This is a genomic window from Pseudomonas koreensis (genome assembly GCF_036668835.1).
In the GTDB taxonomy this organism is placed as follows: Bacteria; Pseudomonadota; Gammaproteobacteria; order Pseudomonadales; family Pseudomonadaceae; genus Aquipseudomonas; species Aquipseudomonas koreensis_I.
Genome location: NZ_JAZEVW010000002.1, coordinates 101,798 through 127,714 on the forward strand (window position 1 = coordinate 101,798; position 25,917 = coordinate 127,714).

A 25,917-nucleotide genomic window follows, 5' to 3' on the forward strand; every position below is an offset into this window, starting at 1 on the left:
CCTCCACGCGCCAAAACGCGGCATGGCTTGATCATGAGCGGTTATTCATGCTCAGCTCGTGGCCGACAATTCGATCGGATGACCGGCCCATGAAAGATCTCCCACCGACCGCGACCTTGCGTGCCTTTGAAGTCGCCACCCGGCACCCGACTTTCACCGCTGCCGCAGAAGAATTGCATGTGACCCAGAGCGCGGTCAGCCATCAGCTCAAACACCTCGAAGCGCTGTGGGGGCTGCCATTGTTCGAGCGCGGCAAGGCGTTGCGCCTCACCGCCGCGGGGGCGACGCTGGCGCCGATCGTGCGGGAATTTTTCATCAGTCTGGAGGCGACACTGGCTGATCTGCGCGAGCAAAAGGGCAGGGTGCGTCTGAGCGTCAGCACGACGTATTCCTTTGCGCTGAAATGGCTGCTGCCGCGGTTGCCGAACCTGTCGCGGCAGCACCCCGAACTGTTGGTGGCGCTGGACACCACAGACAAAGTCATCCATTTCGCCGCAGGCCAGGCTGACGTGGCGATCCGGCTGGGCAAGGGCGATTATCCGGGGCTGTATGCCGAATTTCTGTTCGGCGAGCAGGTGTTTCCGGTCGCCAGTCCCGAATTGTTGCAACGCATCGGCATGCCGCACAGCCCGGCCGAATTGCTGCACTTCCCGCTGCTGACCCGCGATGGCGCCGAACTGGTGCCGAAATGGGAAGCCTGGTTCGAAGCCATCGGGCTGGGGTTTTCGCCCGTTCGCGAAAGCGTCCGGTTTGGCGACACCAACATGACCGTAGAAGCTGCTTTGCTCGGTCAGGGTGTGGCCTTGGTACGCAGCGGCCACGTCGAGAACGAGATCAGCGATGGCCGACTGGTGCGCCTGTTCGATGTGCCATTTGCGTCGCCGCTTGCCTACTATTTCGTTTGTCCCAAGGGCATCGAAGCGCAGCCGCACATTGTCAGCTTTCGCCAATGGTTGATGAGCGAGGCGATGAAAGTGCGTTGACTGGCTTCATGAGGAAATGCTCATGACACATTGAGTAAACTTTGCTGTTGTCCGCTGACTGCGTTACCTAATATGGCGGCCATGCCTACTCATATCGTCATCCTGGTTCTTTTTGCCGCACTGCTGCATGCCAGCTGGAACGCACTGCTGCGCGGCGGTGCCGATCGGCTGTGGTCGATGACGGTGATGTGCATCGCCATTGCGATCACCTGTGTCATCGCCGCCGCGTTCATGCCGCTGCCCGCCGCCGCAAGCTGGGGGTTCGCGGTGCTCTCGGCGCTGCTGCATGTTGGCTACAACCTGTTTCTGGTGCGCAGTTACCGGGTCGCGGAACTGGGCCAGGTTTATCCGATTTCCCGGGGATCGTCGCCAGCGTTGATTACCCTCGGTGCTGCCGTTTTCGCCGGTGAACGCATCGCGCCCGGCCAACTGCTCGGCGTTGCACTGGTGTCCGGCGGGATTATTTCGCTGGCCTTCAGCGGGCGCAGGCTGTCGGTGCCCAGCCTGCCTTACGCATTGGGCACCGGTTGTTTTATCGCCGCCTACAGCGTGGTCGACGGCATCGGCGCCAGGCTGTCGGGCGCACCGCTGGCCTACACCGTGTGGATGTGCGCGTTGTGGGGCGTGATGATGCCAGCGGTGTACATCGCTCTGCGCAACGCCCGCAGCCTGTTTACCCTGCGTCCCGGAACGTCAGCCGCCGTCATCGGCGGGCTGGTGTCATTGCTCGCGTACGCCATTGTCATTTACGCAATGAACGAAGCGCCGCTGGGCGCGGTATCGGCATTGCGCGAGACCAGCGTGCTGTTCGCAGCGTTGATCGGCTACTTGTTTCTCGGCGAAGCACTCAGCGTCCGGCGGATATTGGCGTGCGTGGTGATCGTCAGCGGCATTTTCATCATCGGCTGACACGGCCAACTGTTCAGGAGCCAGGTTCATGAATGAAGTCTCGCAGGCACCGTTGATTCTGATCACCGGTGGCAGCCGCGGGGTGGGCGCCGCCACGGCCCGACTCGCCGCCGCGCAAGGCTACGACGTCGCCATCAGCTATGTCGCCAACGAGTCTGCGGCGTCGGCGGTGATCGCGGATGTACACGCCGCAGGACGCAGGGGGTTGGCGGTGCGCGCCGACAGTGCCGATCCCGAACAGGTCGCCGAGTTGTTCGCGGCCATCGACCGCACGTTCGGACGCATCGACGTGCTGGTCAACAATGCCGGAATGTTGGCCAGGCAATCGCGACTCGAAGATCTCGACTTCGCGCGGATGCAACGCATCTTTGCAGTCAACGCCATCGGGCCGATCCTGTGCGCCCAGCAGGCCATCAAGCGCATGTCGCACCGGCATAATGGCGCGGGCGGCGTGGTAATCAATGTGTCGTCGGCGTCGGCGCGGCTCGGCAGCCCTAATGAATACGTCGATTACGCGGCGTCGAAAGGCGCGCTGGAAACCTTCACCATCGGCCTGGCCAAGGAAGTCGCCCGCGAAGGCATACGCGTCAACTGCATCCGCCCCGGCCACATCTACACCGACATGCATGCCAGCGGCGGCGAACCGGGGCGAGTCGACCGCGTCAAGGACTCGATTCCCATGGGGCGCGGCGGGCAGCCGGAGGAGGTTGCGCGGGCCATTCTTTGGCTGGCGAGCGCGGAGGCATCGTTTGTCACCGGTACCTTTCTGGATGTGACCGGTGGAAAGTGATTCAGACGGCGGAAGCTGTTACCGGCCTTGAACTTCAACCGGTCTGACGAACTGAAGGCGCAGCCGAACTTTCACGTATCGTCAGTTCAAAGGGCAGAATCACATGCTGCTCAGGATTGATCTTTTTCTCGATCAGGTTGATCAGCATCTCCACGGCCGTGCGTCCAAAACCTTCGGCGGGTTGGGCAATGGTCGTCAGGGGCGGGTCACAGTAATGCGCCAACGGAATATCATCGAAGCCCACCACCGAGATATCTTCGGGCACCCGCAGGCCGGCTTCCTTGATGCGCTTGAGCGCGCCAATGGCCATCTCGTCGTTCTCGCAGAACAGCGCAGTAGGGCGATCGGCAAGCGTCAGCAGGGTGGCGGCGCCGTCGTAACCGGCGCGCAAGCTGAAATCGCCGTGGCAGATGATCGCCGGGTCGCTGGGGATGCCTGCCTTGGCCAGTGCCGCCTGATAACCGGCGACCCGTTGCTGAGTCAGGGGGCTGTGTTGAGGGCCTTTGATCAGGCCAATTCGCCGATGGCCCAGACCGAGCAAGTATTCAGTCATGGCCTTGGCAGCCGCATGGTTGTCGAGGCTGATGGTGGGATGGCGTCCGCCCTGGATGACTTCACAGGCGTTGACCATCGGTGGCGACTGCTTGCTGTCAACCGGGAAGGGGTCGTAAGCGCGCAACTGAATCACGCCATCGGCCTGATGCGCGTAGACCAGCTCGGCGAATTCACGCTCGATCTCCTCGCGCCCCTGGGTATCGCACAACAGCAATCGGTAACCGGCGGCCTGGGCAGCCGATTGCGCGCCGCTGATTACTCGGGCAAAAAAAATGTTGGCAATTTTCGGGACCAGAATCACCAGGTTGCCGGTGCGTCGTGAGCGGAATTGCACGGCCATCAGGTTGGGGCGATAACCCGCTTTCTCGACGGCGGCATTGACTATGTCTCGGGTGGCCTGGCGCACGCGCTCGGGCGATTTCAGGGTGCGCGATACGGTGGCGACCGAAACGCCGGCGAGCCGGGCGACTTCACGGATATTGGACAAAACCACCTCATGTCTGAACTGAACGTCGGACGAGCTTACAGCAGGTCTGCCTGAGCTTGAATCCTTGCGAGCGTGGATTATCGGTTTGACAGCTCACGCCCCAACGCCTAAATTCCTGCTCAAATGTAACCGGTTACATTCAGAAAGAATCCAGCCGCGCCGGACAGAGAAGGTCAGCGATGAACACAGTGATACCTAGAATAAGAATGGGCTTTGTCGGTGGCGGAGAGGGCTCGTTTATCGCTCAAGCGCACCACCAGGCCGCAGGGCTCGATGGCCGCTTTGAGCTGGTGTGCGGGGCGTTCAGTCGCGACGCGCAGAACAACCTGCGTACGGCCAACCGCTTGGGTCTGCCACCGTCACGCTGTTACAGCACGTGGCAGTTGATGCTTGAAGCCGAGCGTGCGCTACCCGCTGATCAGCGCATGGAGTTGCTGGTGATCGTGACGCCTAATCATCTGCACGCGCCGGTGGCCAGCGAAGCACTGGCCGCAGGTTTTCATGTGTTCAGCGAGAAACCCGCCGCATTGAGCCTCGCTGAACTGCAGGACCTGAAAACCCGTTTGTACGGCAGCGCCGGGTTGTACGGCCTGGCGCATACCTATCTGGGTTACCCGATGGTCTGGCAAGCGCGGGACATGGTGCGCAACGGCGACATCGGTAACGTGCGCAAGGTGCTGGTGGAATATCCTCAGGGCTGGCTCAGCCAGGATGTGGCCGGGCAGGGCAACAAGCAGGCTGAGTGGCGCGGGCAGCCGGCGTTGTCCGGTGCAGGCGGGTGCATCGCCGATATCGGCACCCACGCGTTTTCCCTGGCGGAGTTTGTGGCTGGTCAAACCATTACTCACCTGTGTGCCAACCTCGGTGTGCACGTCGAGGGCCGTCAGCTGGATGACGACGCCGCCATGCTGTTCAAGACGGCGCAGGGGACCAGTGGTGTGCTGATCGCCAGCCAGGTCTGCGCGGGCGAAGAGAACCCGCTGAGCATTCGGGTCTACGGTGACAAGGGCGGCCTCGAATGGCGCCAGGAACAGCCCGCCAGCCTGATTCATCGCTCACTCGACCAACCGATGCGCGTCCTGCGTTCCGGCACCGGGCAGCCTTGGTTATGCGAGGCCGCGACCCGGCGCATGCGCCTGCCCGCTGGCCATCCCGAAGGTTATCTGGAAGCCATGGCCAATCTGTACGGCGACTTTGCCACGGCCATCCGTGCAGAAGTCGAAGGCAACACCGCCCCTGGCGTGCCTGGAATAGAAGTGGGCCTGCGCGGCATGGCGTTTATCGAAGCGGCCATTGCCAGCCACCACAGCGATGCCAAGTGGACCCCTCTGGAGTGCAACGTATGAAACCGCAAGCGTCTGCTGCGACCGCAACAACTCCGGTTTCCCAAGGCCTGCGCGGGCCGGGGATATTTCTCGCGCAGTTCATCGGCGATGAAGCGCCGTTCGACACTTTGACCAATATCGCGCAATGGGCCGCATCCCAAGGCTACAGCGCCATTCAACTGCCGACGCTGGGTACACGCTTTATCGATCTTGAACGCGCGGCTGAAAGCCAGAGCTATTGCGATGAGTTGAAAGCCGTGTGCGCCCGCGCCGGCGTGGAAATCAGTGAACTGTCGACACACCTGCAAGGGCAATTGGTGGCGGTTCATCCGGCGTTCGATGCGCTATTCGATGATTTTGCGCCGGCTCATTTGCATGGCCAGCCCCAGGCGCGTACCGAGTGGGCCATTGAGCAGTTGAAGCTGGCGGCGCGGGCCAGCCAGCGTCTGGGCCTGACCGCACACGCCACGTTTTCCGGGGCTTTGCTCTGGCCTTACATGTACCCTTGGCCACAGCGCCCCAGCGGTCTGGTCGAGCAAGGGTTTGCCGAACTGGCCAAGCGCTGGCTGCCGATCCTCGACTGTTTTGACGAGGCCGGTGTCGACCTGTGCTATGAAATTCACCCCGGTGAAGACCTGCACGACGGCGCCTCGTTCGAGCGTTTCCTTGAAGCCGTCAATCATCATCCCCGCGCCGCCATCCTCTACGACCCCAGCCATTTGTTGCTGCAACAGATGGACTACCTGGGCTTTATCGACCGTTATCACTCACGGATCCGCATGTTCCACGTCAAGGACGCGGAATTCCGTCCGGATGCGCGCTCCGGTGTGTATGGCGGTTATCAGGGCTGGGTCGAGCGTCCCGGACGGTTCCGTTCGCTGGGTGACGGGCAGATCGACTTCAAGTCGATTTTCAGCAAGCTGACTCAATACGGATTCAGCGGCTGGGCCGTGCTGGAGTGGGAGTGCTGCCTGAAAGACTCCGCCCAAGGCGCTGCCGAGGGCGCTGCATTTATCCGCGAGCACATGATCACTAGAAGCGAAAAGGCCTTTGACGATTTCGCCAGCGTGGCCAGCGATGCGGCGTCCAACAGGCGCTTGCTCGGCTTGCCCGACGCCTGAGTTTCACCCGCTGCTCCCAATAAAAACAAAACGGTGACTGTGATGACCTGGATGACCGCGCGCCTGAGCGCCATGATGTTTCTGCAGTTCTTTATCTGGGGTGGCTGGTTCGTCACCCTGGGCACTTTCCTTTCCAGCCAGCTGGGCGCCAGCGGCAGCCAGATCGGCATGGCGTTCTCGACCCAGTCCTGGGGCGCGATCATTGCGCCGTTCGTGATCGGGCTGATCGCTGACCGTTTCTTCAATGCCGAACGCATTCTGGCGGTGTTGCATCTGGTGGGGGCGGTATTGCTCTATCAGCTGTACCGAGCGGCGGATTTTGCCGCGTTCTATCCCTACGTACTGGCCTACATGATGATCTACATGCCGACGCTGGCATTGGTCAACTCGGTGGCCTTCCGACAGATGCGTGACCCGGCGCTGGAGTTCTCACGCATTCGTGTGTGGGGCACGGTGGGCTGGATTGTCGCCGGAGTGGTGATCAGTTTTGTGTTCGCCTGGGACTCGAAAGCCGCGATTGCCTCAGGAGGCCTGCGCAACACCTTCATGATGGCGGCGTTGGCGTCACTCGTGCTGGGCGTCTACAGCTTCACGCTGCCGCGTACCGCACCGTTGAAAACCGAGAACACCCGCACCGGTGTCAAACAGCTCCTTGGTCTCGACGCCTTGGGCCTGTTGAAAGACCGCAGCTACCTGGTGTTTTTCATCGCATCGATCCTGATCTGCATCCCGCTGGCGTTCTATTACCAGAATGCCAACCCGTTTCTGATGGACATCGGCATGACCAACCCCACGGCGAAGATGGCCATCGGGCAGGTGTCCGAAGTGCTGTTCATGCTCCTGCTGCCGCTGTTCATTCACCGCTTCGGCATCAAGATCGCTTTATTGATGGGCATGCTGGCGTGGGCCTTGCGCTACGTGTTGTTCGCCTACGGCAACAACGCCGATCTGGCCTTCATGCTGTTCACCGGTATCGCCCTGCACGGTATCTGCTACGACTTTTTCTTCGTCTCCGGGCAGATCTACACCGACGCCAAAACGCCTGAACGCTTCAGAAGCTCGGCCCAGGGCCTGATTACCCTGGCGACCTATGGCGTTGGCATGCTGATCGGTTTCTGGGTCGCGGGGCATGTCTCTGACTACTACGCCACACCTGAAGGGCATCAGTGGCAGAGCATCTGGTTGTTTCCGGCGTTCTTTTCGCTGGGTGTGGTGCTGGTGTTCGTGTTTACTTTTCGTGATGTGTCGCGGTCAGCGGTGGCGTCTGCCGAGGCTTGAGCGGGCGGGACTGAATAACGGGGTGGGCAAAACTGGCTGGGCGAGCTCAATGCAAAGATTTTGCGCCAGTTTCGCCGTATCCAGATGCCACCTAGAGACTGTCCGGGTCGCCAAAAAACATCTGAATCCGCGACCTCAACCAACGCTCACCCGGATCATTATCCTGCGACCCGCGCCAGGCCATGTGCAGTTCAAACGTGCGTGTCGGCAACGGCGGGTCTTCGGCGCGCAACCCACCCGCAGCCGTCAACGCATCAGCGGTGTAATCCGGCACGGTCGCGACGATGTCAGTGCCCGCCAGCAGCGTCCCCAGCCCGTTGAATTGCGGCACGGCCAGCACCACGTGGCGCTTGCGGTCGAGTTTTTCCAGTTCTTCGTCGACAAAGCCGCTGAGGTCGCCGGCAAACGACACCAGTGCATGCGGGCGGGCGCAGTAATCGTCCAGGCTCAGTGGGCCGGGTACGGTGTCGGCGCGCAGCAGTTTGGGGGCGCTGCGGCGCAGGACTTTGCGTTTGGCATTGGCGGGCAGGTCGGTGGTGTAGCTGACGCCAATCGAGATTTCGCCCGAGGCCAGCAGGCCTGGCATCAGGATGTAGTTGACCCGGCGCACCACCAGCACGATGCCCGGTGCTTCTGCGCGCAGGCGCTTGAGCAGCATCGGCAGCAGGGCAAATTCGACGTCGTCGGACAAACCGATCCGAAATACCGACGTGCTGGTAGCGGGATCGAAATCGGCTGCGCGGCTGACGGCGGTCGAAATCGAATCGAGGGCCGGCGAGAGCAGGGCGAAGATTTCCACCGCGCGGGCAGAGGGTTCCATGCTGCGCCCGGTGCGCACGAACAGCGGGTCGTCGAACAGGCTGCGCAGGCGCGACAGCGCCGCACTGATTGCCGGTTGTCCGAGGAAGAGCTTTTCTGCCGCCCGGGTCACACTGCGTTCGTGCATCAATGTTTCGAATACGATCAACAGGTTCAGGTCGACACGACGCAGGTCATTACGATTCATCTGGAGTCCTGGCAGAGTCATCAAGCTTGACGAGAGCGGCCATATGAGAACAATGGCCGGCATGAATCTTACGGGGAAAGGCTGGTACTCTGCACCGGAAAATTCAGCTTTTACGAGACGGCGGCAGCGCTTTTTTGCAGGTTTATGCCAATGCCGCCCCTGTTGCGGAATCAATGACAGGCATGTCGACTATTAATAGCCACTGATGGTCTTGGGTCGAAAGCCCAGATAGAGTTCATGGCATTAGAGGTTACTTTGACGAGGTTTGCGATGTCCCGCACGATCCGTTTTCACAAGTTTGGTCCGGCCGAGGTGCTCAAATGCGAAGAGCATGCGGCCGCTCAGCCAGGTCCTGGCGAAGTGCAGGTGCGTGTCGAAGCCATCGGCATCAGCTGGTATGACACCCTCTGGCGTCAGAACCTGGCTTCGTCCCAGGCCCGTCTGCCATCGGGCCTTGGCCATGAAATGGCCGGTGTGGTCACCGCAGTCGGTGCCGACGTCGAGGATCTGTCCGTGGGCGACAAGGTCGCCAGTTTCCCGGCTGAAAGCCCTAACGACTATCCGGTTTACGGCGAGTCGATCGTGCTGCCGCGGACCGCGCTGACGCGTTATCCGGATGTCCTGAGCCCGATCGAAGCCAGCGTGCATTACACGCCGCTGCTGATCGCCTACTTTGCCTACGCCGATCTGGCGCGGGTCAAGCCGGGGCAATTCGCTCTGGTCACTGACGCCAGCCATTGCGCCGGCCCGTCGTTTGTCCAGTTGGGCAAGGCGCTGGGTGTGCGGGTGATTGCCGCGACCAAGGAAGCCGAAGAGCGCGAGTATCTGCTGTCTCTGGGCGCAGAAAAGGTGATCGTGACCGAAGAGGAAGATCTGTTGATGCGAATCAACAAGATCACCGACAACCGCGGTGTCGACGTTGTGTTCGACGGCCTCGGTGGCCCGCAGATGTCGTTGCTCGGCGATGTGCTGGCACCGCGCGGCAGCCTGGTGTTGTACGGTTTGCAAGGCGGCAATCAGACGCCGTTCCCGGCCTGCGCAGCGTTTCAGAAGAACATCCAGTTCTTTGTGCATTGCATCGGCAATTTCACCGGCAAGCCCGAGCTGGGTATCGCACAGGATAGCGTCGCCCTGCAACGCGCGTTGCGTGATATCAACCAGCTGACCGCTGACCGCGTGCTGCTGCCACTGAAAACCCGTGTATTCGCGTTCAACGAGTTCGTCGAAGCGCACCGCTACATGGACGAGTGCCCGTGCCGCGAACGGGTTGCCCTGCAAGTCGAACCGGCGTAAGCCTTGCCCCTCGGAGTCCGTGGTCCCACGGACTCATCTGCGTTTACTCTCCCTTTGCGACAACCACGCTTGTTGAGGCGCCATCCGCGTGCCTGTTGAACAACTGAGCTGGTTTTTGCTCTTGATCTGTATCTTCTAATCGCCATATAAGCCCTGATAATTGGATGATTACTTTCATCTCAAGGAATGAGCCATGGCTGTGCATTCTATTTATCCTGCGCGACATCTAACCGTTGAATCTGTTGATAACGGCAACTTCTGTTTAAATGCTGTAAGACGATTCGGAAACCGCTTCTCTTTTTCTTGTACTCACTTGCCTTCGGACCCCGTGGGAAATTTCCTAGGACGAACGGTGGGCGAGGAAATCCCCTTGAATACGGGGCTTTGAGGCCAAAAAAAGGCGATCTTTGGGGGTTCGCCAGCTCAAGTGTTTCAAATAACTTCAAAGTTGTAAGTGTTAGCATCTGAGCGTCTATTACTTATTGATGAATTGTCCGCTGCGGGTGTCTCCGTGAGTGCGGCATGAAACTTTCGATTCCGGGTAAATACCGATGAGCACGATCCATGATCAAGCAATGAACTATGTCTACCAGCAAGTATTGCAACGCTTGCTGAGTTTTTTCTCCCGTGCCGAACGCACGGCCCTGCAATTGTTGATTCAGCGGCTCGCGGTGGCCGCGGGCGGCATGGAGCACATCGGTCAATTCAGGGTGCTGGTGAATCAGACCGGGTCGCGCGACAGCTGTTACACCCTGGCTTTGCTGCGCGCTGCACAGTTGAGCATTGCCAGTCGTGCGCCGGCGACGTTTCAACTGCGAGTGGCCAATCTGCGCTGGAATGGCAACAGCCAGACGCAGCTGCAAAACATGCATCGCAGCTACAGTGCCTTGTTTCTGTATGACGATCCGCGGGTGGAACTGGTGATGGTGGACCATCGGCAAGTCGTGCCATTTGATCATCAGGTGCCGATCAGCGATGCGGGTCGCGAAGGCAATCGCCTTAATCTGCTGTTGCTCGGGCACCGCCGTAACTGGGACGAACCGCTGCATTTGTGGGACGACGCCTATCTTGCCAGCGCCGAATTCTATGGCCAGATCGCACGCTGGAATCATGGCGTTGATGCCATGGTCGGCAGCGAATCAACGCGCCGTCAGCAGCATTTTCTGGACGGGCTGGACCGGGCGGTGCAAAAGGCCGGCATCACCGGGCCACAAGTGAGCAATGTCAGCTTCGACAGACTCTTCCCTTTGCTCGATGCGCTGGGTGGCGATTATTACCGGGAGTTCTACCCAGAGGAGGAGCGAGTGGGCTGGCATCCGCAGGGTGAGTTTGAAGCCTGTCGGCGCACCAGTTTCATTCATATCAACGACATGATTGTCGGCAAGCTTGAGGAGCGCTGGCCATTGCTCAGTGATTTCCTCGGTTTCCAGGCAGACGACATGACGCTCTATCAGCCCGACGATGAACACGCAGAGCCTGTGGTGGCTGCGCATCTGCGCGGTTTGCAGGCGCAATTCATCGAAGGCCGGAGCTACGACGAGGGTGTCAGTGATTATCTGGCGACCAGCTTGCTGACGATGCGGCAGAAACAGGTACCCGAATCCGTTTGCGAGCAACTGCTGGCCAGTTTCGGCAATTTGCGGGAGCTCGATCAATTGAGCGTACAGGCGGAAGGTGCGTTGCTGGCCAGTTTCGACTTGAACCAGATCCAACTGACATGCCTGTTGTTTGCCCCGTTCATCGATGGCGGCGCGGGTCTTGAGCGGTTCCTGCGCCATTGTCACCCCGGCATGCTGGTGGCGATCCCGGAACTGCATCGGGCAATGCAAGGCCTGCATGCCCCGGAACAGGTCGTGAAGTGGATGACGGATGTCAGCGGGCTGCCGCTCCGGTTGATCGTGCGTCTCTATGCGTTGGGGCCGTTTCGTCTAGCCGCTCCGGACCAGGCCACCTCGCCAAGCCTGGACGACCATGGCGCCACTGCACAGCCACCAGCAGACCGCTCGGCAAAAGGCTGACCATGAGCTCTTTGTCAGGAGATGAATGGATGCCCACGGATACGGGATTGTGAAAGCGTCGAGGGACAATGACTTCGTTTATCAGGCGGTTTATCGGTATCTGACATCGTTGATAGACGAAGCCGGGAAGGGCGCAGCAGTGCGTCTGCCCTCGCTGCGACAACTGGCAGACCGGCTCAGCGTATCAATCTCTACGGTACAGTACGCCTATTCGCTGCTGGAAAAGGAAGGGCGGGTCTACTCGATCGCCAAGTCCGGGTATTACGCCCAGGCGCTACACGACATGGATTCGCTGGATAGCTGCCATGATTTGCTGGAGACGGTGTACGTCAACGCCAGACGCCCGGGCATGTGCGTGCTGAGCGCTGACGACCCGGCTTCACTGCAGCCACTGGACAGCCCGTTGTTGATGCTCGAGCGCGAATTGTTACGCCAGTATCCACGCCAGCCGTCTTCGCTGATCCAACCGTGCGGCGAGCGGGAGCTGCGCACGGTATTGGCCGCGCGCTACACCACCTCGACGGCCAATTACTGGCGCGCGGACGACGTTTATATCGGTGCAGATTTGCGTGGGGTGCTGGAAATACTGATCTCGGTGCTGCAATTGCGTGGTGCCACCGTCGTGGTCGAATCGCCATGCGACTGGGTGATCCTGCGTCTGTTGCAAGCGGCTCAGGTGCACGTCATCGAGTTACCGTTGCTGGGCGGAGGGCAGGTAGACCCGCAACAGCTCGAGTCGCTGTTAACGCACGAATCGGTGCGCTTGATGCTTGTGTCGTCTGCATTGAACATGCCGCGCGGCAGCCTGCGTCCGTTGAGTAACCAGCAGGCGATTGCGCATTTACTGGCATTGCACGGCACCTGGGTGCTGGAAAACGACTGCTACAGCGAACTGCATGACGGTGAGGGCGCACAGCCCTTGCGTGACTGGCTGGATCCTGAACGATTGCTGGTGTTTTCTACGTTCGAGAAGTTCATCGGCGCTGAAGCACCGTTCGGTTTTCTGTTGTCGCGACATTGGCGTCATGAGCTGCAGCGGCACTTTCTGTTGCGCGCGTTCCGCTTGTCACCGATTCGCCAGAAAGCTATTGCCAGACTGCTGGGTGGCGGGCGACTGGACCAGCATCTGTCGGTCTTGCGAAGAATGCTCAAGGAGCGTCGCACGCCGCTGATTGCGTTGTTGCGCGATCGCTTGGGCGATGCGCTGGATGTCGTCGAGCCCGAGGGCGGCGCAACCGTCTGGGTGCGGTCGTTGCGGCCAGTCAATATGGTTCAGGTTTTCCAGCGCCTGCTCAGGCAGCAGATTGTGGTGGCGCCGGGCGAGTTGTTCAGCTTGCAGGGGCTGCACGGGCAAAACCTGCGTCTGAGTGCGCTGGGTCATGGTGAACGTGATCTGGCCGGTGTGGTCGGGTTGCTCGGTGACGCCTTGCGTCTGGCCCCCGCTGACTGACGTTAAAAAACATCGGAAGAGTCCCGGATAGATCCCGTCGCACTACGGTCAAACTGCCAGTAAACTGCGCTCTATTCCTGAATCACTCCATTTCAGAGGTTTTGCATGACACTCAGTCCTTTTGCGGGCAAACCGGCACCGGCAGAACTGTTGGTCGATATCCCGCGACTGGTGACGGCTTACTACACCGGACAGCCCGACGCGTCGATTTCCACTCAGCGTGTGGCGTTCGGTACTTCCGGACACCGGGGCAGCTCGTTCGACTTGAGTTTCAACGAGTGGCACGTCCTGGCAATCAGCCAGGCGATCTGCCTGTACCGCGAAGCGCAAGGTATTACCGGGCCATTGTTCGTCGGCATCGACACACATGCGCTGTCGACCCCGGCCGGGGCCAGCGCGCTGGAAGTTCTGGCCGCCAACGGTGTCACGGTGATGATCGCCGAAGGTGACGAGTACACACCGACACCGGCCATTTCCCACGCCATTCTTTGCTACAACCGCGGCCGCACCTCGGGTCTGGCCGACGGCATCGTCATCACGCCGTCACATAACCCGCCACAAAGCGGTGGTTACAAATACAACCCAACCAACGGCGGGCCAGCCGACACCCATATCACCAAGTGGATCGAAGCCAAGGCCAATGAACTGTTGGCCAACAAGCTAGCCGGCGTGAAACGCATCAGCTACGAGCAGGCGCTCAAGGCCAGCACCACCCATCGCCATGACTACGTCAATACCTACGTTGCCGACCTGATCAATGTGATCGACTTCGATGCCATTCGTGACGCCAAATTGCGTCTGGGCGTTGATCCGCTGGGCGGAGCAGGGGTGCGCTACTGGTCGGCGATCGCCGAGCACTACCGTCTGGATCTGCAAGTGGTCAACAAGGAAGTCGACGCGACGTTCCGCTTCATGACCGTTGACTGGGATGGCCAGATTCGCATGGACCCGTCATCGAGCCACGCGATGCAAGGCCTGATTGGCCTGAAAGAGCGTTTCGACGTAGCGTTTGCCTGCGACCCGGATCACGACCGCCATGGCATCGTCACGCCGTCCGGTGGTTTGCTGGCACCGAACAACTATCTGGCGGTGTCCATCGATTACCTGTTCCAGAACCGTCCGCAATGGCGCGCCGATGCCGCGGTGGGTAAAACCGTGGTCAGCAGCGGCTTGATCGACCGCGTCGCCAAGCGTCTGGGCCGCCGGCTGTACGAAGTGCCGGTCGGTTTCAAATGGTTTGCCGAAGGGCTGTTCGATGGTTCGCTGGGTTTCGGCGGCGAAGAAAGTGCCGGTGCGTCGTTCCTGCGCAAGGACGGTAGCGTCTGGAGTACTGACAAGGATGGCCTGATTCCGGCGTTGCTCGCCGCGGAAATGACCGCGCGCACCGGGCGCGATCCGAGCCAGGCGTACAAGGCGCTGACCGATGAACTGGGCGAACCGTTTTCGGTGCGCGTCGATGCCAAGGCCAATCCCGAGCAGAAAGCGTTGCTGAGCAAGCTGTCGCCAGCGCAGGTCACCTCGACCGAACTGGCCGGTGAGAAAATCCAGAGCATTCTCAGTCACGCACCGGGCAACGATCAGGCGATCGGCGGTCTGAAGGTGATGACCGAGAACGGCTGGTTCGCCGCGCGGCCGTCGGGCACTGAAGACATTTACAAGATTTACGCCGAGAGCTTTATCGGTGACGACCACCTCAAGCAATTGGTGGTTGAAGCGCAGGCATTGGTGGATGGGGCGATTTCCAGCCGTTGATGCTTTGAGTGATGACAAAAAGCCCTCGCCATCTCACGATGGCGGGGGCTTTTTACATTCCTGCTGCAACCAGCATTCCTTGTGGGAGCGAGCCTGCTCGCGAATGCGGTGGATCAGCAAACGACTTCATCGACTGACGCTACACCATCGCGAGCAGGCTCGCTCCCACAAGGGATCGCGGTGTAGACCTCAAGCCAGATCCACCAGAACGATTTCACTGTCTTCAATCGCCGTGACGGTTAGCACTTGCTCCTGCGCAACCGCAACGCCGTCTCGAGCTTGTGCACGCAAGCCATTGACCTCAATCACACCAGTGGCCGGAACGAGATACGCGCGGCGCCCTTCATCCAGACGGTATTCCGCGGTTTCGCCGGCTTTGAGATTCGCTGCAACCAGACGCGCATCGGCGCGGATTCGCAGGCTCTGATCGTCACCGTCCTTACCGCTGGCCAATGTCACGAACCCTTCGCGCTGGCCTTTGGGAAACGGTTTGGCGCCCCAAGAGGGTGGCGCACCGGTTTCAGTCGGCAGAATCCAGATCTGGAAGATCCGCGTGTCTTTGGCCTCCAGGTTGTATTCACTGTGAGCAATGCCGGTGCCAGCGCTCATCACCTGCACGTCACCCGCTTCGGTGCGGCCCTTGTTACCAAGGTTGTCCTGGTGGGTGATCGCACCTTCACGCACATAGGTGATGATTTCCATGTCGCGGTGCGGATGCTGCGGAAAACCGCTGCCGGCGGCGATCACGTCATCATTCCATACGCGCAGGTTGCCCCAGTTCATGCGTTGCGGGTCGTAATACTCGGCGAAGGAGAAATGGTGGTGGGCATCGAGCCAGCCGTGATGGGCTGCGCCCAGCGAATCGAAAGGTCTGAGTTCAAGCATTATCGTCTCCGCAATAGGTTCGGCACAGGGCGAAACCGGTGGTTTATGACGGCGATCATCCACTCGTTAAGTATCGATAAAAAGCGTAAAAAAATGCGGCATTACTATCGAATAGGTTGATGTAAAGAGCGGCAAAAACATCTCATCCGACTTTCATTTCATCGCCTAAACCGATGACCCATAAGCATTTCGCTAGAAACGTGCGGAGAATCCAGACACCATAGCCGCCTCAGCCTCACACACTGGAGCCGTCTGCGTGGCGCAACACACCCCCGATCTGCCTCCCGAACTTCGTCCATTGGCCGAGATGCCCTGGTTCAAGCGTCTGGCGGCGCGTTTTTTCGGCCATGGTTTGACCCGTTTGCGCGCGCAGCACCGTGCGTCATGGTTGCACGGGCAGGCGGATGGCTTTCGTAGCGGGCACACCGCCGGCGTCGACTTTGGCTTTAAACAAGGCAAGATCGAAGGGCTGGAGGAAGGCCGGCAGGTGCTGCTGATACGCGACAGCCGCAACACCGAGCACCGCCCGCCCAGCGTCGACAACCATTTGTTCGATGATTGGCGCCTGCCACTGACGGCCGAACTGAAAAAGCGCATGAAAGCCGATGTTGCACACCTGTTGCCTGCCCACGCGCAGCCGAGCGCCGCGCAATGGAAGATGATCTTCAGCGAAACGCCGTCGACCTCGGTGGTCGCCGGGGCCGGGGCGGGTAAGTCAACCACGCTGGTGCTGCGTATCCTGCTGCTCAAGCACTATCTGGGTTTCGAGCTGGACTCAATGACCGTGGTGACCTTTACCCGCGAGTCACGCAAGGATTTCATCAACAAGCTGATCGAAGTGTTCGCACTCTGGGATTTGGCAGTGAATCTGCGCCAGGCTCGCGAACTGGTCCGTACCTTCCATTCGCGCATTTTGCCGATGGTGCGCAGCCTGCCGGGTTTCGAGCGCTTGCAGGCTTTTGAGAATCTCAGTGAAAGAGCGCAGGGCGCTGCCGAAGAAGTCGACAGCAACCCGTTTGACCTGCGCATTAATGACGCGCAGCGCCAGCAGCTCAATGCCTGCTATCACCGCTTGTTTAACGAAGACGAGCGTTTTCGTCAGTTGATTCAGCCGTTGTCCCGCGCCGGTTTGCAGTTGAAGGAGCTGGAGCGCGATCACCCGGACGTACAGAAGCGTGTGGCGGTAACGGAGCTGGCCTCGCGGCGTGATGAAGAACTCTGCGATGTGATCGAGGACCTGTGGTTTCGCGCCGGTGCGTGGCCGATCAAAGGCATCGAGCCGAATCGGCAGACGTTCGAGATCAATGGTGCGAAATTCCACAGTCACGGCTACATCCCGAGCCTGGACGCGTGGGTAGTGCTCGGTTTCGATCCGCGCGAGAACCCGCAGCTTTCCCGGCCAAACGCCAAGCTCAGCGTGCGCGCCGAATGGGCAGTAAAGCGCACGCTGTTTCAAGCTTTCTGTTGTAAGCAATTGATCTGGCTTGATAATTACGATTCGTCCAAGCGCATTCTGGCAACCTTGGCCGGGGACGCCAGCGCCGGGCCGGGTTTTGAATACAAGGTCAAGGGCGAGCTGGCTTCGGCGCCGTTGCTCGATTGTTTCGTCGGCGCTGCCGGGTTTATCGAGAACCTGGGGCTGGATGTGCCTGACGCAGTCGGTCGCATGAGTTTCGCCAAAGACGACCCTGACCGGTTTTTCTTCGAGGCGCTGAGCCTGTTCTGGCGCGCCTTCGAAGATCATCTGCTCGACCAGAAGCCGCCGGTCATGACCTATAACAGGATGTTCGCCTTGTTCAGCGAGCATTCGCCGGAAAACCTCAAGCTGTTGAGCGATGAGCTGCTTCGGCCGCTTTCGCACCTGATGATTGACGAATTTCAGGACGTTTCGCCGCAGATCGTATCGTGGATACGTGCAAGCCTCGCTGAAATCCGCAGCCGAGGCCCGGCCATGCACGTCGGGCGCGGGGCGCAACGTTCGTCCTTGCTATGTGTTGGCGATGACTGGCAGTCGATCTATGGCTGGCGTGGCAGTTCGCCGAGTTACTTCATGGCGTTCGACAAGGAATTCCCGTCACCGAGCACCACGCGTGTGATGCTCAGCGACAATTACCGCAGCCACCAGCACATCATCGATGCCGCCGAGCATATCGTTCGCGCGGCACCGGCCATTCCGGGCAAGAAGGCCAAGGCCAGCGGTGCGCCCAAGCCGTTGCAAGCGGTCAACGTTCTCGAGCGTGACGATCAGGCACTGGCTGAACGCTTGTCCGAGCACTATCGCCAAGGTCATTCGATCTTAATGCTTTATCGAAAAGGCAGCGATAAGTCATTGATAGCAGGACATATTCAGCCTGTAGTTAATGTAGATTCGAGCTTGCCGTACGAGGCTCGGCGACTGAAACAACTGACCTTCCACAGCGCCAAAGGCCTGCAGGCCGATGCGGTGTTCTTGCTGGGCGATTGCCAGCACCTGACCAGTTCGCCCTACAAGAATCAGGTTTACCGCATGGCCGGGCTGGGCAAGTCAGGAGACAGCGAGCCGTACGACAGCGCGCAAAAAGACGAAATCCTGCGCCTGGCCTACGTCGGTATTACCCGTGCCGTCAGCCATTGCTACTGGTATGTTGAGCCCCAGGAAGGGCAAGCGGCAAACATGCCACGGGCGTCAGACAGGGTACCGAGCAACAAACCGTTCTTCGTCGATCATCGCAAAACGAGACAAACCACCTGAGCACAAAAAAGCCCGCACACTGCGGGCTTTTTTCTTTGTAGTTCAACAGGCTAGGCGTAACTTCTGAGAGACTCTGGAGGAATGAAAGCTTCCAGCTCATCCTCCACAGCCTCGATGATTCGTTCCACGTCTGCCGCATTCATGACCGTCGCGCAGGGAATACCGGCGATGGCAATCATGGTTTCGCCACTGGCGCGATCGAACAGACGGGCGACCATGCTGCCTGGCGCGTCCATCGTTGCTTCGAAACCCATGGGATGAAAATGCCAGCGCATCAGCTGGCATGCATTGGGGAACGTGACTTTGCTAAACCCTTTATTCATGTGTTGCCCGCCTTCTTCATCGAGCGCTTCCGTTTGCTCATGTTAGGTGGGAAGAGCCTTCATTGGCTCAACCGGTGACAGTTATTAAAAGTAGCATCCAGTTGTGAAATTCTCGTGAGAATTTTCAGTCCATTTGGCGATTGCCGCTATTTTTTTGATGTAGATCACGCCAATCCGAGAAGTCGCCAAATGGCCATCACTGATTTTGGGTTGCCGCCCATGCCGATCTTGGGCAAGCTCGATTCTTTTTTTCGAGCTTTCCATGCACGCCGACGATGACGGCCCCGAACAGACACAGGCCACGGCTGGCACGGTCATGCGCTATCACTTGAGCTGGAAACATCGCGACCTGGATAGCGTGATGGCGCTGTATCACCCGGACATCCAGTACAACGATTTCTTTCAGAATCGCGTGCTCGGCCTTGATGAGTTGCGCGAATACGTGCGCGTCAGCATGCCGCGAGAATCCGACGAACTGCTTGAGCATTGCGACCGCATTCGCGTCGATGGCAATACTGCGTTCATTCAATACGAAGTCACGTTGCGCGGTGGCGACGGCTTGGTGTCATTCCGGTCCAGCGAAGCGATCACGGTCAAGGACGGGCTGATCTGGCGGGTCAACGAATACGCCTCGTTGGTGCGCACGCAAACGGATGGCACTGCCTCAACAAGTCAGCGCCCGGCAGTAAGCAGGTTGGGTCTGTCGCCGCGGCAGTTAAGCTTCATGGCTGACGACCTGCAGCAGTATTTCGAAAAACAGCAGCCGTATCTCGATCCCGAACTCGATTTGCAGCGAGTGGCGAAGGAGTGCGGCTACAGCCGTAACCAGATTTCCTACCTGCTCAATCAAGTGCTCGGGCAAAGCTTCTACCGCTACGTCAATCAGGCGCGCCTGCAACATTTGCTGCGGTCGCTCGACAGCGCGGCGCAGCCGGTGCGCATCGATGAGCTGGCGTTTGCCGCCGGTTTCAATTCGTTGTCGGCGTTTTACAGCTGTTTCCGCCAGCACACCGGCCAGTCGCCCAAAGCCTACGCCAAACAAATTTCTTTGCGGGCACGCGCGCAAGACATGGGTTGAGCAGTGCCACTAGGATCGATGCCATCGAAAGTTTTCAATGGCGGAGTCTGGCATGCCGGCGTGGCGCACGATCAGTTTGTGGATGGACCAGCTCGACGAGCCGCTGGCTGCGCGGCCTGAGCTGGAGCGGGACATGGATGTCGATGTGGCGATTATCGGCGCCGGCTACACCGGGCTGTGGACGGCCTATTACCTGAAAAAACACGCGCCGGGCCTCGACATTGCGATTATCGAAGCGCAAACCGCCGGTTTCGGCGCGTCGGGGCGCAATGGCGGCTGGCTGATGGGCAACTTGCTTGGCGAGGATCGCTTGCTCGCCGGACTGTCGCCGCAGCAGCGCCGCGCGTCATTCGATTTGTTGCACAGTATTCCCGATGAGGTGGAGATCGTCCTCGAACAGGAAGGCATCGATTGTGATTATCGCAAGGGCGGGGTGCTTTATTGCGCGGCTCGTTATCCGGAGCAGGAGGCGAACCTGCGCGCCTATCTGGCGAAACTGCACGCCCAAGGCCTGACCGACGACGACTACCGCTGGCTCAGCCCGGAACAACTGGCGCAACAGATCCGCATCGCCAAACCTTACGGCGCTATTTACGCACCTCATGTAGCGACCATTCACCCGGCGAAACTGGTGCGGGGGCTGGCGCGTACCGTGCAAAACATGGGCGTGAAAATCTACGAAAACAGCCCGGTTACGCAATGGCAGTCCGGGAGTTTGCGCACGGCCAAGGCCAGTGTGCGCAGCCGCTGGATCGTGCCGGCCGTCGAGGGCTATTCGGTCACATTGCCACCGCTGGGCCGCTATCAGTTGCCGGTGCAAAGCCTGATCGTTGCCACCGAGCCGCTGTCGCAAGCGACCTGGGACGAGATCGGCCTCAATCGCGGTCAGGCCTTCAGCGAATTCAGCCGCCAGGTCACCTACGGCCAGCGCAGCGCCGACAACCGTTTGATCTTCGGCGCACGCGGCGGCTACCAGTTCGCCGGCAAGTTGCGCCACAACTTTGATCTGAGCCGTGACGAAGTCGAACTGCGGCGTTATCTGTTCGGTGAACTGTTCCCGCAACTGAAAAACGTGCAGATCAGCCACGCCTGGGGCGGCAATCTCGGTATGTCGCGGCATTTCAAGCCGCACATGCTGTGTGACCGCGCCAACGGTATTGCGCTGTCCGGCGGTTATGGCGGGGAGGGCGTCGGTGCCAGCAATCTCGGCGGCCGCACCTTGGCCGATCTGATTCTCGAACGCGACAGCGAGCTGGTCCATCAGCCCTGGGTGCTGGCGGACGGCGGCATTCACGCCTTGCGCGCATGGGAGCCGGAGCCGTGCCGCTGGCTCGGTTACAACGCGATCATCAGAAGCTTCGTCCACGAGGACCAGACCCTGGCGAATCCGGCGACCGCACCGTGGCGGCGCAAACTCGCCAGCCGGGTCGCCGGTTTCATGGAAGGGTTTATGCATTAACCGCGTCGTTCATTTCCAACAACAGGTAAGCCCATGAGCATCACCCAGTTCAAGAATACCGCCACGTTGCAGCTCGACGAATCCAGCCCGGTGGCCGTGCCCCTCGGCGAGCCGGTCGCCATCGCCTCGACCACCAGCGTTGAGCGTGACGATGGCGTCGAAACCGGGGTCTGGGAATGCACGCCCGGGCGCTGGCGCCGGCAGATCACCGCGCAGGAGTTCTGCCATTTCATTTCAGGACGCTGCACCTTCACCCCCGATGACGGTGGCGAAACCCTGCACATACAAGGTGGCGACGCACTGATGTTGCCGGCCAACACGCTCGGTATCTGGGATATCCAGGAAACCGTGCGCAAGAGCTACGTGCTGATTTTCTGATTATTTGATCCTTTGATTGCCTGCCAACAAGAAAGACAACCCACACAGGAATCGATCCATGATCCGCAAGACCCTCGCTCTGGCACCGCTGATGCTCGCCGTTTCCCTTGCTCAGGCCGCGGAAACGGTCAAGGTTTACAACTGGTCCGACTACATCGCGCCGGACACCACCAAGAGCTTCGAAAAAGCCACGGGCATCGGCGTGACGTACGACGTCTACGACAGCAACGAAACCCTCGACGGCAAGTTGATGACTGGGAAATCCGGTTACGACGTGGTGTTTCCGTCCAACCACTTCATGGCCCGGCAGATTCAGGGCGGGGCGCTGAAGAAGCTCGACAAGAGCCAGTTGCCGAACTGGAAGAACCTCAATCCGGTGCTGCTCAAGGCATTGCAGACGAATGACCCGGGCAACGAGCACGGTTTTCCGTATCTGTGGGGCAGCACGGGCATTGGCTACAACATCGCCAAGGTCAAAGCGGTGCTGGGCGACAACGCGCCGGTGGACTCCTGGGACTTGATCTTCAAACCCGAGAACATGGAAAAACTGCAGAAGTGCGGCGTGGCGATTCTCGACAACGGCCCGGAATTGCTGCCGGCGGCGCTCAATTATCTGGGCCTGCCGCACCACAGCAAGAATCCCGAGGACTATAAAAAAGCCGAAGCGCTGCTGATGAAAGTACGGCCGTATGTGAGTTATTTCCATTCGTCGAAATACACCAGTGATCTGGCCAATGGCGATATTTGCGTGGCGGTGGGGTTCTCCGGGGATATTTTGCAGGCCGAGAATCGGGCGAAAGAGGCGAAAAACGGCGTCGAGATTGGTTATGCGATCCCCAAGGAGGGCGCGGCGATCTGGTTTGACATGGTCGCCATGCCGGCTGATGCGCCGGATGAGAAGGCCGGGTATGCGTTCATGAATTATCTGTTGCGGCCTGAGGTGATGGCCGGGATCAGCAATTATGTGCATTACGCCAATGGCAATGCGCAGGCGGATGGGTTGATTGATCCGGCGATCAGGAACGATACCAAGGTTTATCCGAGTCCGGAGATGATGGGCAAGCTGTTTGCGTTGGAGGCGATGCCGTTGAATATTGACCGGGTGCGGACGCGCGTTTGGAACAAGATTCGTACGGGGAGTTGATTGTTTTTGGGGACTTGGCGGCCTCTGGGCCGACCAGGTTCCTGGGGTTTTGGGTGTATATCCGTTTCTTTGGGTGTTGCGGCTGGCGGTTCCGCTCTTACAGCGGGTCACTTTTTCAAACGCCAAAAAGTAACCAAAACGCTGGGCCCCTGCGTTCGGCCCTCGCAGGCTCGGGTTCCTTCGCTCCGGGACCGATCCGGGCGCAGCGGCTACGGTTTGCTTCGCTGCACCTACTTCCGCTGTGTACGACTTCGTCGTACGGTCGCTGCGCTCCCACGCCCGGATCGGTCCCTCCACTCAGCCTGCCGATGGGGCCGGTTAGGCAAGATCAAGGGCACTCGAGCTGTGCTCATTGTAAGGAGTGGTTAGAAGCGGGGCGTTTGGCTTTGGATTTGTGGTGTGGCTGCCCCTCACCCCAGCCCTCTCCCCTTGGAGAGGGAGCCGATTTTGGTTGGTTTTAATATCTGCATTCGACTCGATATCGCATGTTGGCGCGCTTGGTCCAAACAACTCGATCGGTTCCCTCTCCCTCTGGGAGAGGGCTAGGGTGAGGGGGCTTTGGGGACGACGCCGCTTTGAAGGTATGCACCGCAAATATCACTTGATATCAATCCAATATCGCCGCACCACCAAAGTGCGACGCACCTAACAAAATACAACTTACCGATATTTAATATTTAAATAGAAAATCGTCAGACAATTTCGCACTTCCTGCGCGACTTCAAATAATCTTCAACCCTTGCGCGCAATGTTTTCGGCTGTTTTTCTGAAGCGTTCTAAACCCAACTAAAAAAATCCTTTACGCAACATTTCGAATTGTGTCAGGTTTCTTACGCCTTCATTGGGCGAGTGATAGGACGATCTCGCCGGGATCGTCGCTATCGGACAAAAACTGTTCCATTGCTTAACAAGGAAGTGTGTTTATGTCGAAAGTCAAAACCAATGCTATTGATTCCGCCGAGCAGGCTTTGTTGCTGTCTGCGGCGCCGCAGTCGCTGGCCGCTGCCAGTTCGGCGTATAACCAGATCAATAGCTTCAGCCATCAATATGACCGTGGCGGTAATCTCACGGTCAATGGCAAACCTTCGTACACCGTCGATCAGGCAGCGACCCAGTTGCTGCGCGATGGCGCTGCCTATCAGGACAAGGACGGTAGCGGCAAGATCGAGCTGACCTATACGTTCCTGACCTCGGCGTCGTTCAGTACGATGAACAAACACGGGATCAGCGGGTTCAGCCAGTTCAGTGCGCAACAGCAGGCTCAGGCCAAGCTGGCCATGCAGTCCTGGGCCGATGTCGCCAACGTTACCTTCACCGAGAAAGCCTCGGGCGGTGACGGGCACATGACCTTCGGTAACTACAGTGGTGGTCAGGATGGCGCTGCGGCGTTCGCCTATTTGCCGGGGACCGGTGCCGGTTATGACGGTACTTCGTGGTACTTGATCAACAGCGGTTATACGCAGAACAAGAACCCGGATCTGAACAACTATGGCCGTCAGACCCTGACCCACGAGATTGGTCACACCCTCGGTCTTGCGCACCCCGGTGACTACAACGCCGGCAATGGCAACCCGACCTACAACGATGCGACCTACGGGCAAGACACCCGCGGTTACAGCGTCATGAGTTACTGGAGCGAAAGCAACACCAACCAGAACTTCAGCAAGGGCGGGGTGGAAGCGTATGCCTCTGGGCCGCTGATGGACGATATCGCAGCTATCCAGAAGCTCTACGGCGCCAACATGAGCACCCGTACCGGTGACAGCACTTACGGTTTCAACTCCAACACCGGGCGCGATTTCCTCAGTGCTTCGTCGTCCAGCGACAAAGTGGTGTTCTCGGTCTGGGATGCGGGCGGCAGGGACACCCTGGATTTTTCCGGTTTCACCCAGAACCAGAAAATCAACCTCAATGACGCCTCGTTCTCCGACGTCGGTGGCATGGTCGGCAACGTGTCGATTGCCAAAGGCGCGATCATCGAAAACGCCATTGGTGGTTCCGGCAGTGATCTGCTGATCGGCAACAGCGTGGCCAACGAGCTGAAGGGCGGTGCCGGTAACGACATCCTCTTCGGCGCGGGCGGTGCCGACAAGCTGTGGGGCGGTTCCGGTTCGGACACGTTTGTGTTCGCGGCCAGCTCCGATTCCAAGCCGGGAACGATCGATCAGATCCTTGATTTCGTCAGCGGTCTGGACAAGATCGACCTGACCGGCATCACCAACGGTGCAGGCCTGCACTTCGTCAACAGCTTCACGGGGGCGGCCGGCGATGCGGTGCTGACCTCGTCGGGTGGCAGCAGCCTGTTGTCGGTGGACTTCTCCGGGCACGGCGTGGCTGACTTCATCGTCAGCACCGTTGGCCAGGCGGCCACCAGCGACATCGTGGCGTGATGTAAAAGGACAAAGCGGCGCTTGATGCGCCGCTTTCTCCGCTTGCATCGTGCTGAACTGTAAGCAAGGCTACACGCCGGAGCGATTATTCCCATGATCGGTAAAGCTTTTACCTACAAGGCAGGGGCGTGGCTCACGGCGGCGTTCATCATGGTTTCAGGAGAAACGAGCATGGCAAGTAGCCTTAGACTGGAAGATCCGGCGGTCTTCGCCGGGCACTGGCAAGCGACATTGTCTGCGACAAGCGACGACTCGAAGGCACAAAAGCTTCAGGACAAGCCTTCGAACACCTGTGCTGTCGAATTGCGCGCGAACCAGACTTTGGGTGACGGCGCCGACTGTCTCGGCGCGTGGCTTGAACAACTGCCGATCGGCTGGTTTGCCGACCCTGACGGCCTGTCGATCACGGGCAACGAAGGCTCAAGAATCCAGTTCTTCAGCCGACAACGTGATGGGCTTTATCTGAGTACTTTGAAGTCGGGCCTGATCATTACCCTTGAGCGCACAGTGCGTTGACCGGCAACGATCAAGTCAGAGACGTAGTTTGAATATAAAGCGCTGC

21 protein-coding genes are annotated in these 25,917 nt (G+C 59.2%); 17 read left to right on the forward strand and 4 right to left on the reverse strand.

From position 1 onward, the window contains the following. Nucleotides 1–89: 89 nt before the first annotated feature. The 3 genes from gcvA (at nucleotide 90) to V6F91_RS05620 (ending at nucleotide 2,682) form a co-directional block, all read left to right on the forward strand. Entirely contained in the window at nucleotides 90–983 is an 894-nt protein-coding gene (gene gcvA, locus V6F91_RS05610) for a transcriptional regulator GcvA (RefSeq protein WP_332762951.1), read from the forward strand. A gap of 81 nt (nucleotides 984–1,064) precedes the next feature. Next, on the forward strand, nucleotides 1,065–1,892 hold the full coding sequence (locus V6F91_RS05615) for a DMT family transporter (RefSeq protein WP_332762952.1): 828 nt from the start codon (nucleotides 1,065–1,067) through the stop codon (nucleotides 1,890–1,892). Nucleotides 1,893–1,920: 28 nt separating this feature from the next. Then, nucleotides 1,921–2,682 (forward strand): SDR family oxidoreductase, encoded by a 762-nt coding sequence (locus V6F91_RS05620; RefSeq protein WP_332762953.1) that lies wholly within the window; start codon nucleotides 1,921–1,923, stop codon nucleotides 2,680–2,682. Between the two features lie 34 nt (nucleotides 2,683–2,716). Here V6F91_RS05620 and V6F91_RS05625 read toward each other — a convergent pair whose 3' ends face one another. Beyond that, on the reverse strand, nucleotides 2,717–3,724 hold the full coding sequence (locus V6F91_RS05625) for a LacI family DNA-binding transcriptional regulator (protein ID WP_332762954.1): 1,008 nt from the start codon (nucleotides 3,722–3,724) through the stop codon (nucleotides 2,717–2,719). 206 nt (nucleotides 3,725–3,930) lie between these two features. Here V6F91_RS05625 and V6F91_RS05630 point away from each other — a divergent pair, with 206 nt between their 5' ends. Genes V6F91_RS05630 through V6F91_RS05640 form a run of 3 tightly spaced genes read left to right on the forward strand, consistent with a single transcriptional unit; the run spans nucleotide 3,931 to nucleotide 7,448 of the window. Further along, nucleotides 3,931–5,070, forward strand: coding sequence for a Gfo/Idh/MocA family protein (locus tag V6F91_RS05630; protein WP_423815315.1), 1,140 nt, complete (start codon nucleotides 3,931–3,933; stop codon nucleotides 5,068–5,070). Further along, entirely contained in the window at nucleotides 5,067–6,170 is a 1,104-nt protein-coding gene (locus tag V6F91_RS05635) for a sugar phosphate isomerase/epimerase family protein (RefSeq protein WP_332762956.1), read from the forward strand. The genes V6F91_RS05630 and V6F91_RS05635 overlap by 4 nt, the downstream gene beginning before the upstream one ends. A gap of 42 nt (nucleotides 6,171–6,212) precedes the next feature. Further along, nucleotides 6,213–7,448, forward strand: a complete 1,236-nt coding sequence (locus V6F91_RS05640) for an MFS transporter (protein WP_332762957.1) — start codon at nucleotides 6,213–6,215, stop codon at nucleotides 7,446–7,448. 91 nt (nucleotides 7,449–7,539) lie between these two features. On the opposite strand, the gene V6F91_RS05645 is transcribed toward V6F91_RS05640, so the two are convergent. Beyond that, nucleotides 7,540–8,454, reverse strand: coding sequence for a LysR family transcriptional regulator (locus V6F91_RS05645; protein WP_239007503.1), 915 nt, complete (start codon nucleotides 8,452–8,454; stop codon nucleotides 7,540–7,542). 270 nt (nucleotides 8,455–8,724) lie between these two features. Here V6F91_RS05645 and V6F91_RS05650 point away from each other — a divergent pair, with 270 nt between their 5' ends. From V6F91_RS05650 to pgm, 4 genes are all read left to right on the forward strand, one after another. Beyond that, nucleotides 8,725–9,747 (forward strand): zinc-dependent alcohol dehydrogenase family protein, encoded by a 1,023-nt coding sequence (locus tag V6F91_RS05650; protein WP_093101547.1) that lies wholly within the window; start codon nucleotides 8,725–8,727, stop codon nucleotides 9,745–9,747. Between the two features lie 551 nt (nucleotides 9,748–10,298). Next, nucleotides 10,299–11,765: a hypothetical protein gene (locus V6F91_RS05655; protein ID WP_332762958.1), complete on the forward strand. Its 1,467-nt coding sequence runs from the start codon at nucleotides 10,299–10,301 to the stop codon at nucleotides 11,763–11,765. A 49-nt stretch (nucleotides 11,766–11,814) separates the two neighbouring features. After that, complete coding sequence (locus V6F91_RS05660) at nucleotides 11,815–13,215, forward strand: PLP-dependent aminotransferase family protein (protein WP_332763586.1); 1,401 nt, start codon at nucleotides 11,815–11,817, stop codon at nucleotides 13,213–13,215. Nucleotides 13,216–13,320: 105 nt separating this feature from the next. Then, on the forward strand, nucleotides 13,321–14,967 hold the full coding sequence (pgm, locus tag V6F91_RS05665) for a phosphoglucomutase (alpha-D-glucose-1,6-bisphosphate-dependent) (protein WP_332762959.1): 1,647 nt from the start codon (nucleotides 13,321–13,323) through the stop codon (nucleotides 14,965–14,967). Nucleotides 14,968–15,156: 189 nt separating this feature from the next. Here pgm and V6F91_RS05670 read toward each other — a convergent pair whose 3' ends face one another. Beyond that, entirely contained in the window at nucleotides 15,157–15,852 is a 696-nt protein-coding gene (locus tag V6F91_RS05670) for a pirin family protein (protein WP_332762960.1), read from the reverse strand. A 256-nt stretch (nucleotides 15,853–16,108) separates the two neighbouring features. Here V6F91_RS05670 and V6F91_RS05675 point away from each other — a divergent pair, with 256 nt between their 5' ends. Continuing rightward, nucleotides 16,109–18,583 carry a UvrD-helicase domain-containing protein gene (locus V6F91_RS05675; protein ID WP_332762961.1) on the forward strand — a complete coding sequence of 825 codons (2,475 nt, stop codon included), beginning with the start codon at nucleotides 16,109–16,111 and terminating at the stop codon, nucleotides 18,581–18,583. 50 nt (nucleotides 18,584–18,633) lie between these two features. Here the strand turns inward: V6F91_RS05675 and V6F91_RS05680 are convergent, their stop codons facing one another. Continuing rightward, nucleotides 18,634–18,906: a DUF1652 domain-containing protein gene (locus tag V6F91_RS05680; RefSeq protein WP_203418104.1), complete on the reverse strand. Its 273-nt coding sequence runs from the start codon at nucleotides 18,904–18,906 to the stop codon at nucleotides 18,634–18,636. Between the two features lie 262 nt (nucleotides 18,907–19,168). Between V6F91_RS05680 and V6F91_RS05685 the strand changes: the two genes are divergently transcribed. The 6 genes from V6F91_RS05685 (at nucleotide 19,169) to V6F91_RS05710 (ending at nucleotide 25,871) form a co-directional block, all read left to right on the forward strand. Beyond that, complete coding sequence (locus tag V6F91_RS05685; protein WP_332762962.1) at nucleotides 19,169–19,984, forward strand: helix-turn-helix domain-containing protein; 816 nt, start codon at nucleotides 19,169–19,171, stop codon at nucleotides 19,982–19,984. Between the two features lie 52 nt (nucleotides 19,985–20,036). Further along, nucleotides 20,037–21,443 (forward strand): FAD-dependent oxidoreductase, encoded by a 1,407-nt coding sequence (locus V6F91_RS05690; RefSeq protein WP_332762963.1) that lies wholly within the window; start codon nucleotides 20,037–20,039, stop codon nucleotides 21,441–21,443. 33 nt (nucleotides 21,444–21,476) lie between these two features. Next, the gene (locus V6F91_RS05695) at nucleotides 21,477–21,821 is read left to right on the forward strand and encodes a cupin domain-containing protein (RefSeq protein WP_206416259.1); all 345 of its coding nucleotides are present in this window, start codon (nucleotides 21,477–21,479) and stop codon (nucleotides 21,819–21,821) included. 58 nt (nucleotides 21,822–21,879) lie between these two features. After that, complete coding sequence (locus V6F91_RS05700; RefSeq protein WP_332762964.1) at nucleotides 21,880–22,965, forward strand: polyamine ABC transporter substrate-binding protein; 1,086 nt, start codon at nucleotides 21,880–21,882, stop codon at nucleotides 22,963–22,965. Nucleotides 22,966–23,888: 923 nt separating this feature from the next. Next, nucleotides 23,889–25,355: a serralysin family metalloprotease gene (locus tag V6F91_RS05705; protein WP_332762965.1), complete on the forward strand. Its 1,467-nt coding sequence runs from the start codon at nucleotides 23,889–23,891 to the stop codon at nucleotides 25,353–25,355. Nucleotides 25,356–25,448: 93 nt separating this feature from the next. After that, nucleotides 25,449–25,871: an AprI/Inh family metalloprotease inhibitor gene (locus V6F91_RS05710; RefSeq protein ID WP_332762966.1), complete on the forward strand. Its 423-nt coding sequence runs from the start codon at nucleotides 25,449–25,451 to the stop codon at nucleotides 25,869–25,871. Nucleotides 25,872–25,917 lie beyond the last annotated feature (46 nt).

Coding starts and splice junctions, on each gene's coding strand:
- gcvA (WP_332762951.1), top strand. CDS start 90: ATGAAAGATCTCCCACCGACCGCGACCTTGCGTGCCTTTGAAGTCGCC.
- V6F91_RS05615 (WP_332762952.1), top strand. CDS start 1,065: ATGCCTACTCATATCGTCATCCTGGTTCTTTTTGCCGCACTGCTGCAT.
- V6F91_RS05620 (WP_332762953.1), top strand. CDS start 1,921: ATGAATGAAGTCTCGCAGGCACCGTTGATTCTGATCACCGGTGGCAGC.
- V6F91_RS05630 (WP_423815315.1), top strand. CDS start 3,931: ATGGGCTTTGTCGGTGGCGGAGAGGGCTCGTTTATCGCTCAAGCGCAC.
- V6F91_RS05635 (WP_332762956.1), top strand. CDS start 5,067: ATGAAACCGCAAGCGTCTGCTGCGACCGCAACAACTCCGGTTTCCCAA.
- V6F91_RS05640 (WP_332762957.1), top strand. CDS start 6,213: ATGACCTGGATGACCGCGCGCCTGAGCGCCATGATGTTTCTGCAGTTC.
- V6F91_RS05645 (WP_239007503.1), bottom strand. CDS start 8,454: ATGAATCGTAATGACCTGCGTCGTGTCGACCTGAACCTGTTGATCGTA.
- V6F91_RS05650 (WP_093101547.1), top strand. CDS start 8,725: ATGTCCCGCACGATCCGTTTTCACAAGTTTGGTCCGGCCGAGGTGCTC.
- V6F91_RS05655 (WP_332762958.1), top strand. CDS start 10,299: ATGAGCACGATCCATGATCAAGCAATGAACTATGTCTACCAGCAAGTA.
- pgm (WP_332762959.1), top strand. CDS start 13,321: ATGACACTCAGTCCTTTTGCGGGCAAACCGGCACCGGCAGAACTGTTG.
- V6F91_RS05670 (WP_332762960.1), bottom strand. CDS start 15,852: ATGCTTGAACTCAGACCTTTCGATTCGCTGGGCGCAGCCCATCACGGC.
- V6F91_RS05680 (WP_203418104.1), bottom strand. CDS start 18,906: ATGAATAAAGGGTTTAGCAAAGTCACGTTCCCCAATGCATGCCAGCTG.
- V6F91_RS05685 (WP_332762962.1), top strand. CDS start 19,169: ATGCACGCCGACGATGACGGCCCCGAACAGACACAGGCCACGGCTGGC.
- V6F91_RS05690 (WP_332762963.1), top strand. CDS start 20,037: ATGCCGGCGTGGCGCACGATCAGTTTGTGGATGGACCAGCTCGACGAG.
- V6F91_RS05695 (WP_206416259.1), top strand. CDS start 21,477: ATGAGCATCACCCAGTTCAAGAATACCGCCACGTTGCAGCTCGACGAA.
- V6F91_RS05700 (WP_332762964.1), top strand. CDS start 21,880: ATGATCCGCAAGACCCTCGCTCTGGCACCGCTGATGCTCGCCGTTTCC.
- V6F91_RS05705 (WP_332762965.1), top strand. CDS start 23,889: ATGTCGAAAGTCAAAACCAATGCTATTGATTCCGCCGAGCAGGCTTTG.
- V6F91_RS05710 (WP_332762966.1), top strand. CDS start 25,449: ATGATCGGTAAAGCTTTTACCTACAAGGCAGGGGCGTGGCTCACGGCG.